9 protein-coding genes are annotated in these 12,288 nt (G+C 64.6%); 6 read left to right on the plus strand and 3 right to left on the minus strand.

The annotated features are described in order from the left end of the window. The first annotated feature begins 3 nt into the window (after positions 1 to 3). The 3 genes from abc-f (at position 4) to lpdA (ending at position 5,312) form a co-directional block, all read left to right on the plus strand. Positions 4 to 1,641 carry a ribosomal protection-like ABC-F family protein gene (gene abc-f / locus FYJ28_RS01515; RefSeq protein ID WP_154578040.1) on the plus strand — a complete coding sequence of 546 codons (1,638 nt, stop codon included), beginning with the start codon at positions 4 to 6 and terminating at the stop codon, positions 1,639 to 1,641. Positions 1,642 to 2,290: 649 nt separating this feature from the next. Continuing rightward, the gene (locus FYJ28_RS01520; RefSeq protein ID WP_154578041.1) at positions 2,291 to 3,796 is read left to right on the plus strand and encodes a carboxylesterase/lipase family protein; all 1,506 of its coding nucleotides are present in this window, start codon (positions 2,291 to 2,293) and stop codon (positions 3,794 to 3,796) included. A gap of 115 nt (positions 3,797 to 3,911) precedes the next feature. Then, complete coding sequence (lpdA, locus tag FYJ28_RS01525; protein WP_055241281.1) at positions 3,912 to 5,312, plus strand: dihydrolipoyl dehydrogenase; 1,401 nt, start codon at positions 3,912 to 3,914, stop codon at positions 5,310 to 5,312. Here lpdA and FYJ28_RS01530 read toward each other — a convergent pair. Then, positions 5,309 to 6,079 carry a pyrimidine reductase family protein gene (locus tag FYJ28_RS01530; protein WP_154578042.1) on the minus strand — a complete coding sequence of 257 codons (771 nt, stop codon included), beginning with the start codon at positions 6,077 to 6,079 and terminating at the stop codon, positions 5,309 to 5,311. The two genes, lpdA and FYJ28_RS01530, sit on opposite strands and share 4 nt — an antisense overlap. Continuing rightward, positions 6,076 to 7,029 carry a dihydropteroate synthase gene (folP, locus tag FYJ28_RS01535; RefSeq protein ID WP_154578043.1) on the minus strand — a complete coding sequence of 318 codons (954 nt, stop codon included), beginning with the start codon at positions 7,027 to 7,029 and terminating at the stop codon, positions 6,076 to 6,078. Before folP ends, FYJ28_RS01530 begins: the two co-directional genes overlap by 4 nt. 72 nt (positions 7,030 to 7,101) lie before the next feature. Here folP and FYJ28_RS01540 point away from each other — a divergent pair, with 72 nt between their 5' ends. The 3 genes from FYJ28_RS01540 to FYJ28_RS01550 all read left to right on the plus strand — a co-directional run bounded on the left by FYJ28_RS01540 (position 7,102) and on the right by FYJ28_RS01550 (position 9,994). Continuing rightward, a complete protein-coding gene (locus FYJ28_RS01540; RefSeq protein WP_154578044.1) occupies positions 7,102 to 8,187 on the plus strand; it encodes an ATP-dependent DNA ligase in 1,086 nt (361 codons plus the stop codon). A gap of 206 nt (positions 8,188 to 8,393) precedes the next feature. Then, positions 8,394 to 9,440, plus strand: coding sequence for an SDR family NAD(P)-dependent oxidoreductase (locus tag FYJ28_RS01545; RefSeq protein WP_195840575.1), 1,047 nt, complete (start codon positions 8,394 to 8,396; stop codon positions 9,438 to 9,440). A gap of 107 nt (positions 9,441 to 9,547) precedes the next feature. Further along, complete coding sequence (locus FYJ28_RS01550) at positions 9,548 to 9,994, plus strand: acyl-CoA thioesterase (RefSeq protein WP_082413545.1); 447 nt, start codon at positions 9,548 to 9,550, stop codon at positions 9,992 to 9,994. A 13-nt stretch (positions 9,995 to 10,007) separates the two neighbouring features. Here the strand turns inward: FYJ28_RS01550 and FYJ28_RS01555 are convergent, their stop codons facing one another. After that, positions 10,008 to 12,251, minus strand: coding sequence for a glycoside hydrolase family 3 C-terminal domain-containing protein (locus FYJ28_RS01555; protein WP_154578046.1), 2,244 nt, complete (start codon positions 12,249 to 12,251; stop codon positions 10,008 to 10,010). Between the last annotated feature and the right edge of the window lie 37 nt (positions 12,252 to 12,288).

Raw genomic sequence — 12,288 nt, forward strand, 5'->3', positions numbered from 1 at the left:
GCCATGAGCGCCACCCTTGTTGCCCGCAGCCTGTCCGGTGGTTACGCCCACCGGGTCCTGTTCTCCGACCTTTCACTCACTGTCGCCCCCGGCGATGTTATTGGCATTGTCGGCGCCAACGGGGCCGGAAAATCAACGCTTCTCCAGCTCCTCGCCGGAGCAGGTGTCCCGTTCGAAGGGACTGTGGAACGGCATCCTACGGACGCCTTCGTGGGCTGGATGCCGCAGGAACACGAGCGCGTTGAGGGTGAGACGATCGCCGAATACGTGGCGCGGCGCACAGGTGCCGCCGCAGCTACAGCTGCGATGGAGGCTGCAGCCGAGGGGCTGGAGTCCGAATCGGTCCAGGCCCAGGACGAATACGCCTCCGCCCTGGACACCTGGCTGGCCTCCGGGGCCACAGACCTGGACGAGCGTATGCCTGCCGTTCTGGCCGACCTTGGCCTGGACGTCGGCACCGAGGCCCTGATGACCGGTCTCTCCGGTGGCCAGGCGGCTCGGGTGGCCCTCGCAGCACTGCTGCTCAGCCGCTTTGACATCGTCCTGCTGGACGAACCCACGAACGACCTTGACCTTGACGGCCTCGCGAAGCTGGAGGAGTTCGTCCGGGGCCTTCGGGGTGGCGTAGTGCTTGTTTCGCATGACCGGGAATTCCTGGCCCGGTGTGTCACGCGGATTGTGGAGCTGGACCTTGCCCAGAACCAGGTCGCCGTGTACGACGGCGGTTACGATGCCTTCCTTGAAGAACGGGCCGTTGCCCGCCGGCACGCACGCGAGGCCTACGACGAGTTCGCCGGCCGCAAGGCCGAACTGGTTTCGAAGGCCAGGACCACCCGGGAGTGGAGCTCCCAGGGCGTGCGCAACGCCATGCGCAAGTCACCGGACAATGACAAGATCCGGCGGCGGGCGAGTATGGAGTCTTCCGAAAAGCAGGCGCAGAAGGTTCGCCAGATGGAATCCAGGATTGCACGGCTCGACGAAGTTGAAGAGCCCCGCAAGGAGTGGCAGCTGCAGTTCTCTATAGCGGCTGCACCGCGTTCCGGGTCAGTGGCGGCCGTGCTCAATGAGGCCGCAGTATCGCGTGGCAGTTTTCGGTTCGGACCGGTTTCACTGCAGGTCAACGCGGGCGAAAGGATCGGAATCACCGGCCCAAACGGCGCGGGTAAGTCGACTCTGCTTGCCTTGCTGCGGGGTACGCTCAGCCCGGACGAAGGAACTGTGTCGCTGGGATCCTCGGTTGCCCTCGGCGAAATTGACCAGCTGCGTACCCAGCTGGCAGCCCGGGAGCCGCTGGCGGCTGCTTTCGAATCCTGCGTGCCTGAAATGAATGCGGGTGAAGTCCGCACCCTCCTCGCCAAGTTTGGCCTCAAGGCAGATCAGTCCGGAACGGCCGTGGGCGCACTGTCTCCGGGCGAGCGTACCCGTGCAGCCCTGGCACTGCTCCAGGCCCGGGGGGTGAACCTCCTGATCCTCGATGAGCCCACCAACCACCTGGACCTTCCGGCGATCGAACAGCTCGAGGAAGCACTTGAGACGTATACCGGGACGCTGCTGCTGGTTACCCACGACCGCCGGATGCTGCAGAACGTCCGCCTGGACCGGATGTGGAACGTCAGCAACGGCACCGTGACGGAGAAGTAGCCAGAGCTGACATCTTGCCCCAGGGTGTGTGACAAGTGTGAAAGATGTGATAATAGTTTTCTAAGGGTGGCAGCTGCCTTCATGGATGATCAGCAGCGCTGCCGTATCGCGGGGGAAAGAAGTTGTTATGGCTTCGATGAGCGCATGGATGCATGCTCAGCCAAGGTCTCAGGAACGGCCGTCCACCAGGACGCCGGCTTCACTGCGCATGATCGACATACCGGTCCTGCTGACAGTGTGGATGCTGTGTGTGCTAACCGACTGGAGCACGCCGGCCAAAATCATGCTTAACGTCTTTGCGGTGGCTTTTCTATGCCTCAAAGAGGTAGCAGTCCACCGCTATCTCCAGCAGAGGGAACATCGGCCCGCGCGCCTTGTCCTCGTGCCGCAGCAGTCCTAGTTCGCCGACCTGCCCTGGCCGAACCTGGCCTTGCCTAACCGGCGCACCGCGGACTCTGTCTGGTGCTGTGCACTGGTTCCTGTCCCGCCACCGGCCTATCGTAGATAAGCGCGGAACCGGTTCGGAAAGCGGGCCGGCGGCGCGGCGGTTTTGCTCCAGCGGGGCCAGGTGCCTTGCCTGACGGCAACCAGCCGCGAAAAGCGCAGCGATGCGCCGCTCGGCGAGAGCAGGTAAAGAATGTCCCTGGAGATGTCAGCACTTGAAGTCGAAACAGCAGACGGCTGGGTCCGCGGCGTAGTAGACGACGGCGTACGCACCTGGCGGGGAATCCCTTACGCGGCACCGCCTTTGGGTGATCTTCGGCTCCGCGCTCCCTTGCCGCCGCAGCCCTGGACCGGCATCAGGGACGCTTCGGAATTCGGAGCAATACCGCCCCAGTCCCGCGGAATTGCGCTAACGGGTTCACGCCGCAGGCCCCTGATGAGCGAGGACTGCCTGACGGTAAACGTGAGCGCCCCGCTGGAGCCGGAAAAGTCCGGTCTCCCCGTGCTCGTCTACCTTTACGGCGGCGCCTTCAGTTCCGGGTCCTCGGCGGTGCGGACCTACCGTGGAGCCAACCTTGTCCGAACCGGGGAGGTAGTTTACGTCTGCCTCAACTACCGGATCGGCGCCCTGGGGTTCATGGACTTTACGTCTTTCTCCACCCCGGAGCGCCCGTTCGACTCAAACGTCGGGCTGCGGGACCAGGTCGCGGCTCTGCAATGGGTGCAGCGGAATATTGCAGCGTTTGGCGGAGATCCGGAGAACGTCACTATCTTCGGGGAGTCGGCCGGCGGCATCTCCGTGACTGCCCTGATGTGCATTCCTGCGGCTGCCCCCTACTTCCATAAGGCCTTTGCGCAAAGCCCTGCGCCTTCCGGAGCCTATTACCCGGACATGCATGAGCGCTGGGCCCTGGACCTGCTGGAAATACTGCGGGTTAACGAAGCCGACGCCGCAGAGGCACTGAGCCGTATGCCCGCGGCAAAGCTCGTCAACGCCATCCGTCACCTGACCACGAAGGTTGGTCCGGTGCAGCAGCCCGGCAGCCTTAGCGTGTCGCCTGTGATAGACGGCGAGTTCCTGCCCCTTCACCCGATCGACACGTTCCTGGGAGGAGAGTCTGCGCCCAAGCCCCTGGTGCTGGGAACCATGGCCCACGAAGGTGCCCTTTTCGCCAAGCTGGACAACATACTTCCGTCGACGCCGGCGCGGCTTGAACGCATGTTCGCCGGGACCGATCCGGATGCGCTGGCCCGAGTAGTGGCCGCTTATCCCGGCTATCCTTCCCGGGACCGGTCTGTTCAGATCAGCGGTGACCTGGTCTTCTGGTATCCGAGCCAGATGGTGGCAGAAGGGCACTCCAGGGTCGCGCCCACCTGGACCTACCGCTACGACTACGCCACCAGGCTGATGAACCTTCTCGGCTTCGGAGCCACGCATGCCTTCGACGTACCGGTGATGTTCGGTGAAACCAACGAAAGAACCATGCGTGCCCTGTCCCTGCTGGGCGGCATGGAGGAGCTCCGCGAACTCTCCGCCAGGTTCCAGGGATCCCTGCTGAGCCTCGCCCACCGTCATCTGCCCGGCGAGGACTGGCCGCGGTACGACGAGAAGGACCGGCATACCCGGATCTTCGACCGTGAAGACCGGATAGAGTCGGATCCCTTTCCCGAACGGCGGCGGGCCTGGGAGGGGTACCGCGGCTATATCTGAGGTGCCGGGTGCATTCAGTCCGGGCTGCAGCCGTGAGAGTGTTAAGCAGGCTTAGGATTCAACTCCCGTGCCGAAGTATTTAGCTACCCTTTATGTCCACCATTGAGGAGCCAGCATGAGTGCACATTACGACGTCGTTGTCCTCGGAGCCGGACCAGGCGGCTACGTGGCGGCCATCCGCGCCGCACAGCTTGGGCTTAGTGTTGCTGTCGTTGAAGAGAAATACTGGGGAGGGGTGTGCCTGAACGTTGGCTGCATCCCGTCCAAGGCGCTCCTTCGCAACGCAGAGCTCGCACAGATTTTCACCCGGCAGGCGGACACCTTTGGTATGCACGGCGAGGTGAGCTTCGATTACGGTGCTGCCTTCGACCGCAGCCGCCAGGTGGCGGACGGCAGGGTCAAGGGCGTGCACTTCCTCATGAAGAAGAACAAGATCACCGAGTACGACGGCCGGGGTGTCTTCAAGGACGCCCACACCATGGAAGTGACGCTTTCGGACGGGAAGACCGAGGAAATCACCTTCGAGAACGCCATCATCGCTACGGGCGCAACGGTCAAGCTGCTGCCGGGCGTGGAGCTCAGCGAGAACGTGGTGACGTACGAAACCCAGATCCTCAGCCGGGACCTTCCGCGCAAAATGGTGATTGTCGGGGCCGGCGCTATTGGCATGGAATTCGGCTACGTCCTGCGCAGCTACGGGGTGGACGTCACCATCATCGAGTTCATGGACCGCGCGCTGCCCAACGAAGACGCCGATGTGTCCAAGGAAATCACCAAGCAGTACAAGAAGCTCGGCATTCCAATCCACACCTCCGCGAAGGTTGAGAGCGTGGAGGACAACGGCAGCTCAGTCACGGTCAAATACACGGACAAGGGCGGCAAGGAGCAGAGCCTCGAAGCCGACCGCGTCATGATGTCAGTGGGCTTTGCTCCGCGGCTGGACGGCTACGGCCTGGAGAGCACCGGCGTTGAAGTCACGGACCGGGGAGCCATCGCAATCGACGACTACATGCGCACCAGCGTGCCGAACCTGTTCTCGATTGGTGATGTGACGGGCAAACTGCAGCTGGCGCACGTCGCCGAAGCGCAGGGGGTGGTAGCTGCGGAAACCATTGCGGGAGCCGAAACCATGCCCCTTGGGGATTACCGCATGATGCCGCGCGCCACCTTCTGCCAGCCGCAGATCGCCAGCTTTGGACTGACTGAAGCGCAGGCAAGGGACGAGGGGCACGACGTGGTGGTCAGCACCTTCCCGTTTACGGCCAACGGCAAGGCGCACGGACTGGGGGAGCCGGTTGGTTTCGTGAAGCTCATTGCCGACTCGGCGTACGGCGAACTTCTGGGCGGACACCTCATTGGCCCTGACGTCTCCGAACTGCTGCCGGAACTGACTCTGGCGCAGAAATGGGACCTCACGGCGGCCGAGCTTGCCAGGAACGTCCACACCCACCCGACGCTGAGCGAGGCACTGCAGGAAGCCTTCCACGGCCTAACCGGCCACATGATCAACTTCTAGCGGGGACGGGAGTTCCCTGCCGTGTAGCGAAGCAGGAGTGTGTCCTGCGAGCGAAGGACGTGGTGCAGCAGGAGTGGTTGCAGCGGCGCTTCCGGTGTGCCCGAGGTGATGCGGCCTGCCGTGCCCGGAGCGAAGGCCGGTGAGAGGGTAAGACACAGTTCATCCACAAGCCCCGCCGACTGGAACGTGGCGAACAGCTGAGGCCCGCCTTCGCACAGTACCCGCTTGTAGCCACGCTCCGCCAGGACCTGCGCAGCCAGCTCCGGTTCAACCGTCCGCGCGCCTGCCACGGCAACGTCTGCGACACGTTCAAGCGCCGCCCGGCGTGCGGACGAAGCTGCGGCTGCAGTGATGACCAGGGGTCGAACCGGAGCCGCCGTGAAGAAGTCCGAACGGGGATCCAGATCCAGCGAGCCGGATACAACGGCAACTCCGGGATGGGGCGGGTATCCCTGAGCCGTCCGCAGCGACTGCGTTTGGAGCGGCAGCAGTTCCCCGGCGTATCCCTCGGACCGCACGGTGCCGGCACCGACCAGGATTACGTCCGCAGTGCTGCGGAGCAGTGCGAAAACCCGGCGGTCGGCGTCGTCACCCAAGGCACCGGAACGTCCCTTCCAGCTCGCGGCTCCGTCTACGGAAGCCACAAAGTTGAAGCGGAACCGCGGGCGTTCATCCGGCTGTTCCGGGGGCCAGGCGTAGGCGTCCAGCAGCTGCCCGTCGCTGAGCTCCACATCCGAGCCTGCAGCGGTGATAGGCGCCGGACTCATGCCTGCGGCTCATTTCGCTCACCCATGTTGTGGCGCAGCAGCGCGGGTTCCCGCCAGCCCAGAATTGCCTCAGTCATCCGGATGGCGCGGGATGCTGCCCGGACGTTGTGCATCCGCAGGATCCTGCCGCCGTTGATGATGCTGGCCACCGCTGCTGCCAGGGATCCCTCCACGCGGCCGGACTTTGGTTCGTCCAGCGTCTCGCCGATGAAGTCCTTGTTGGAAACCGCGGCCAGCACCGGGTACCCAATTGCCGCAATCTCCGCGAGCCTGCGCGTCAGCTCGAGTGAGTGCAGGGTGTTCTTGTTCAGGTCGTGGCCCGGATCAACAATGATCTTTTCCGGCGGTACCCCGAGTTCCCGGGCATACTCGGCGCGGCTGTGCAGGAACTCGGCAACTTCATTCACCACGTCGCCGTACTGCGGCCGCGGGTACACGGTACGCGGAGCTGCCAGGCTGTGGGTAATGACCAGATGGACACCTGCATCCGCGGCAACCCTGGCCATGTCCGGGTCGTGCATCCCTGTGGTGTCGTTGATGACGGTTGCGCCGGCCTCGATCGCCTTCTCGGCCACGGCCGGAAGGAAAGTGTCCGCGGAGATGATCACGTCAGACGCCTCACGAACCGCACGAATCACGGGCACAATCCGGGCAGCCTCTTCGCCCGCGTCCAGGGCCGGCCCGGGGGCGAAAGGAACGCCGCCAATATCAACCCAGTCCGCGCCGTCGGCCACTGCCCGCAAAGCCGCGTCACGGGCGGCCTCCAGACCATAGGTGCGCCCGGCATCGTAAAACGAATCCGGGGTCCGGTTAATGATCGCCATGAGGGCGACTTCCCGCCGAAAGTCCAGTGAACGGGTTCCAATCCGGTGAACCGGATACATCAGCGGAGGCTGATACGGACCGTACGGGGAAGCAATGCGCTGCCGGGCAGCGCTGTTCAGACTCATAAATGCATCCTACGGTGGTGACAGCCAGGCCCGATTCCGCCCGCCTCCCCTGAGCAAAGGACAAACACTCCAATGGAACTGCCGCTTACCCCTCCGGTTCAACCCATGCTCGCAAGTTCGGCCAAGGGCATCCCGGAGGGCAACTTCGCGTACGAACCCAAATGGGACGGCTTCCGGTCCATCGTGTTCCGCGACAGGAATGAAGTCGAGATCACCAGCCGTAACGGACGAAGCCTGAACCGGTACTTTCCCGAGCTGGTGGAAGCCTTTGGGCAGGGCCTCCCGGAGCGCTGCGTAGTGGATGGGGAGATCATCCTCATCAAGCCTGGGGGAAAGCGTCTGGACTTTGACCTGCTGCAGCAGCGGATCCATCCCGCAGAGAGCCGGGTGGCGATGCTGGCAGAACAGACTCCAGCGTCTTTCGTTGCCTTTGACCTGCTGGCGCTTGAGGACCGCGACCTCACCGGAACGCCTTTCGGCGAGCGCCGGACGGAGCTGGAGGCAGTAATGCGCACCGCCGGCGGACGCCTCCACCTGACCCGCCAGACCCTGGACAGCGCCACTGCCGGAAACTGGTTCGAGAGCTTCGAGGGGGCAGGCCTCGACGGCGTAATGGCCAAGGACCTGGACGGCGCCTATGAACCCGGAAAGCGTTCCATGACCAAAATCAAGCACCGGCGTACGGCGGACTGCGTGGTGGCGGGGTACCGCGTGCACAAGAGCGGGGATGACCGCATCGGGTCACTTCTGCTGGGCCTTTACGACGGCGACGGCGTCCTCGCGAATGTCGGCGTGATCGGCGCCTTCCCCATGGCCCGCCGCAGGGAACTGTTCGATGAACTGCAGCCCCTGGTTACCTGGGACACCTCCCATCCGTGGAGCGCCGGGGAAGGCGAATCAGCAACCAGGACCCCGCGCAGCTCCGAGGGAAGCCGCTGGACCGGATCCAGGGACCTTTCCTTCACGCCGCTGCGTCCTGAGCGGGTGGTCGAGGTGGCATACGACCATATGGAAGGTCCCCGGTTCCGTCATCCGCCAAGCTTCCTGCGCTGGCGCGGGGACCGGGACCCGGAGACGTGCGGGTACGACCAGCTTGAGGAACCGGTGAGCTACGACCTGGCCGGTGTCCTCCAGAAGCCGGGGACAGCTGCTTCCTGACCACAGGGGCTTCTCGGCACCGGGCCGCCCTCCGTCCTGGTCCCCCCGGGGAACATACCGTGCAGGGCCTTCAAACGGACAGTTTCCTGTCCCCGGGAGAGCCACGCGTGGGATAGTTACTGAGTGGATTAATGCCCCCAGAGCAGCCGGTGCGCCGAGGACGCGGGCGGACGGCAGCGGCGAAACCGTTCGGGAACGGAAGCGAAATGAGTCCCAGCCAGCTGAACACCGAATCCCTGATCTCCGAGTGGCTGGAACATCCCAGCGGACGGGCCATCCTCATCGATGTCCTTGCCCGGCGCGGTCCGGACGTACGCGCGCTTTACGCAATTCAGACCCTGCCGTTGTCCTCGGTGATCACACTTTCCCGTGGAACAGTGACCGCGGAACAACTGGATCTGCTGGTCGAAGCGGCAAACCAGCGGATTTCCGATACTCCGCCCAACCCGGAGCTTGCGCATCTGTTTCCGTCAGCACCGCCTCCGTCTCCCACGGACTGGACGGAGAAAGTCATCCCGGGGCGTTTCAGCGGCAAGCGGTTCATAGTGACCGGTGCCGGGTCCGGAATAGGCCGGGCCACAGCGCTGCGGCTCGCCCGGGAAGATGCAGCGGTAGTCGCCGTCGAGCTCAATACCCTCCGCATGGAAGCACTCCTGGAGAACCCGGCGGCGCACAGCATCACTGGAGTGGTTGCAGACATCAGCCGCGAGGCAGACATCCAGCGGATCATTGCGGCCGCCGGCAGCCGCATTGACGGACTGACCGTCATAGCCGGGGTGGCTGATGACATGACCCCGCTGCACGAGGTCGATGACGATCTGTGGGAGCGGATCTTCCGCCTCAACGTCACGGCCCCGTTCCGCCTGACCCGCAAAGTGCTGCCGATAATGCTCTCCCGGGGCGCAGGATCAATAGTGAATTTGACCTCACAGGCAGGGCTGCGCGGCTCGGTTGCAGGAGCGGCGTACACGGCGGCAAAGCATGCGGTGATCGGGCTGACCCGGAGCGCGGCATACAGCTATTCGCCGCGGGGTGTGCGGGTGAACGCCGTCGCGCCCATGCCCACCCGCGCGATACTGGATTCAAACTACGGATTCCCGGGCGGACTGGGACCGTCGCCCGCGGCGTCCCTGATTCCGGCGGATCTTGAAGCTGCGTCGGTAGCGGCTCCGATAGCCTATTTGCTCAGTGACGACGCAGTGGCCGTGACCGGGACTGTGCTGCCCGCGGATGAAGGCTGGGGACTGGGATAGGAGCTGGTTACGCTGATCACACGGGCAGACCGGATGTGACGCAGGCGTCCGTGGGGGCCCTCACAGCGGTCCCATACGGGTGATTGAGCGGGGATAACCTGAGTCTTATGGAATCAGGTGACATCAATTTTCATACCCGCAAGTGGGTCAGGCCGGAAGACCTGAATGCGAACGGAACACTCTTCGGCGGGTCCCTCCTCCGCTGGATCGATGAGGAAGCCACCATCTACGCCATCCTGCAGATGGGCAACGGCAGGGTCGTGACCAAACTGATGTCGGAGATCAACTTCGTCAGCTCGGCTCAGCAGGGCGACCTGATTGAGATGGGGCTGTGCGCCACGAAGTTTGGAAACACGTCGCTGACCATGCGGGCCGAGGTCCGGAACATGATTACGCGCTCCAGCATCCTCACGATCGAACGCATTGTCTTTGTGAACCTGGATGAGAACGGCCGCCCTGCCCCGCACGGGTACACAACGGTCACTTACGACCGCGACAGGCTGCCGACCCACCACCTTCCGGCTTTCCCGCCGCAGACCCAGCCCCAGCTCTAGGAACAGGCACCTTTCAGGTGCTGCCCTCCTGCTGCTCCGCCCGCTCTGCCAGCTTCCGGGCCAGGGCAGCCGCGTTCTCCGCGCTCAGCGGGGAACCGGGAAAACGGCCAAGCCGGTCAAGCGGGAGGCTTCCCATCAGTGTGAGCATCGAGGCGGCCGCGCCCGGATCACCGGCGCCTGCGCCGAAGGCTTCGGCGAGCACGGCAGCTGCCAGCGGATGTTCCATCCACTCCGCCAGCGTGGAGGACGCCGTAGGCCGCGGCTTCGGTGCCACGGCCGCAAGCGTGAATGCTGCTGTCAGCCGGATGTCCCGGGAAGAGGACCCTACACGGAGTTCGTACGTCCCGGGGTCCGTTGCCCATAGTCCCGTCAAAGGGTCGAACCGGTCCAGGCTGCCCGGTGCCAGCACCAGCTCAACAGTCCGTGTTTCCCCGGGCGCAAGGTTTACCCGCTTGAACGCACGCAGTTCCTGGACGGGGCGTGGCGCTCCTCCCGCCGGTGCTGCTACGTAGAGCTGAACCACCTCGGCGCCTTCCCTGGCCCCGGTATTCGCCAGCTGCAGGACAGCGCGCACTTCCTCTTCCCCGCCCCGGTTTGAGACTGTGGCCTCCAGGCCGGAATACCTGAACTCCGTGTAGCTCAGGCCGTGGCCGAACGGAAACGCCGGCTCCACCATCCTTGTGTCGTACCAGCGGTAGCCGACCAGCAGGCCTTCGCCGGAGCGGACCTGGCCGGCCTCACCGGGGAAGTTTCCATACGCCGGGGTATCCGCCAGGCGGCGGGGAAAGGTCTCGGCCAGCTTCCCTGACGGGTTCACGTCCCCGAGCAGCACGTCCGTTACTGCCTCTCCGCCGGCCTGGCCTGGCAGCCAGGTCTCCAGTACTGCCGCCGCTTTCGGCACCCAGTCAGTGGCCACGACGGAGCCGTTGGCGAGGACCACCGCCACGTCCGGGCGAACCTCGGCTATGGCTTCGAGCAGGCGCAGCTGGGCCTGCGGAAGCTGAAGCGTGCTGCGGTCCAGCCCCTCGGTCTCGGCAGCGTCCGGCAGTCCCAGGAACACTGCTACCTGATCGGCCCCGCGGGCGGCGCGGACTGCTTCGGCAATCAGGTCCTCGTCCGGTGCGCCCGGCTCCAGAAGATAGCCGGCCGCAAACACGGAGCCGGGAATGCGTTCCGAAAGCGCGGTCCAGGCCGTGCTGAGCCGGGTTGGGTTTACCCGGGAAGAGCCGCTGCCCTGGTATCTGGGTGTCCGCGCCAGTTCACCGACAACAGCCAGCGTTGCAGCGGAGCTGAAGGGCAGCAGGGCGCCGTCGTTCTTCAACAGCACCATGGAACGGGCCGCGGCGTTCCGCGCCAGAGCGTCGTGGGCTGTTAGGTCCGGGGGAGCCGCAGGCTTGTCCGCAGTGCGGCGGCCCAGCTCGCGCAGCCGGGCCAGGGACGCCTCGACGTCGTCCGGGGAGACCAGCCCGGCATCCAGGCCTGCCACCAGCTCGGCCGGACCTATACCGGAGGAAGAAGGCATTTCCAGGTCCAGGCCTGCCGCCAGCGTTGCAGCCCGGTCCGTGACGGCGCCCCAGTCAGAAACCACCACGCCGTCGAAGCCCCATTCCTGCCGCAGGACCTGCCTCAGGAGCCAGGGGTCCTGTGCAGCGTGGAACCCGTTGATTCGGTTATAGGCGGCCATGACCGTCCACGGTGCCGAGCGGCGCACCACAGTTTCGAACCCGCGGAGGTAGATTTCCCTGAGCGTCCGCTCATCCACGATGACGTCCACGGTCATCCGGTAAGACTCCTGGTTGTTTGCTGCGAAGTGCTTGGGGGACGCCGCGACCCCGCAGGACTGGACTCCGGTCACCCACGCTGCGCCCAGTGAGCCGGTGAGCAGGGGGTCTTCTGAGAAGTATTCGAAGTTCCGCCCGCAAAGCGGCGAACGCTTGATGTTCAGTCCCGGCCCCAGGAGCACATCGACGCCCAGCGCAGCCGCTTCAAGGCCCGCGGCACGGCCAAGTTCTTCAAGCAGTTCCGGATCCCAGGAGCTGGCAGTGGCGCATTCGGCCGGGAAGCACGTGGCGGGCCGGGACTCGCCAAGTCCGGGGCCGGTGTCGCCGGCGGCTGAGAGCCGCACTCCGTTTGGGCCGTCAGTCAGCACCAGGGACCGGATGCCTGCCCGTTCCGAGCCCGGCGTTTCCCACATGCCGGAGCCGCTCAGCAGCTCGGCTTTTTCAGCCTGGTCCAGGCCATTTATCTCCGAGGGCATGCGTGCTCCTGAGTGGTTGGCGTACCGCGTTTGGGTG

The sequence above is a fragment of the Arthrobacter sp. BL-252-APC-1A genome (genome assembly GCF_009696625.1).
GTDB lineage: Bacteria > Actinomycetota > Actinomycetes > Actinomycetales > Micrococcaceae > Arthrobacter_B.

Excerpts from the sequence above, each read along its gene's own strand:
- FYJ28_RS01545 (WP_195840575.1), top strand. The coding sequence starts at position 8,394 with ATGAGTCCCAGCCAGCTGAACACCGAATCCCTGATCTCCGAGTGGCTG.
- FYJ28_RS01520 (WP_154578041.1), top strand. The coding sequence starts at position 2,291 with ATGTCAGCACTTGAAGTCGAAACAGCAGACGGCTGGGTCCGCGGCGTA.
- FYJ28_RS01555 (WP_154578046.1), bottom strand. The coding sequence starts at position 12,251 with ATGCCCTCGGAGATAAATGGCCTGGACCAGGCTGAAAAAGCCGAGCTG.
- abc-f (WP_154578040.1), top strand. The coding sequence starts at position 4 with ATGAGCGCCACCCTTGTTGCCCGCAGCCTGTCCGGTGGTTACGCCCAC.
- lpdA (WP_055241281.1), top strand. The coding sequence starts at position 3,912 with ATGAGTGCACATTACGACGTCGTTGTCCTCGGAGCCGGACCAGGCGGC.
- FYJ28_RS01550 (WP_082413545.1), top strand. The coding sequence starts at position 9,548 with ATGGAATCAGGTGACATCAATTTTCATACCCGCAAGTGGGTCAGGCCG.
- FYJ28_RS01530 (WP_154578042.1), bottom strand. The coding sequence starts at position 6,079 with ATGAGTCCGGCGCCTATCACCGCTGCAGGCTCGGATGTGGAGCTCAGC.
- folP (WP_154578043.1), bottom strand. The coding sequence starts at position 7,029 with ATGAGTCTGAACAGCGCTGCCCGGCAGCGCATTGCTTCCCCGTACGGT.
- FYJ28_RS01540 (WP_154578044.1), top strand. The coding sequence starts at position 7,102 with ATGGAACTGCCGCTTACCCCTCCGGTTCAACCCATGCTCGCAAGTTCG.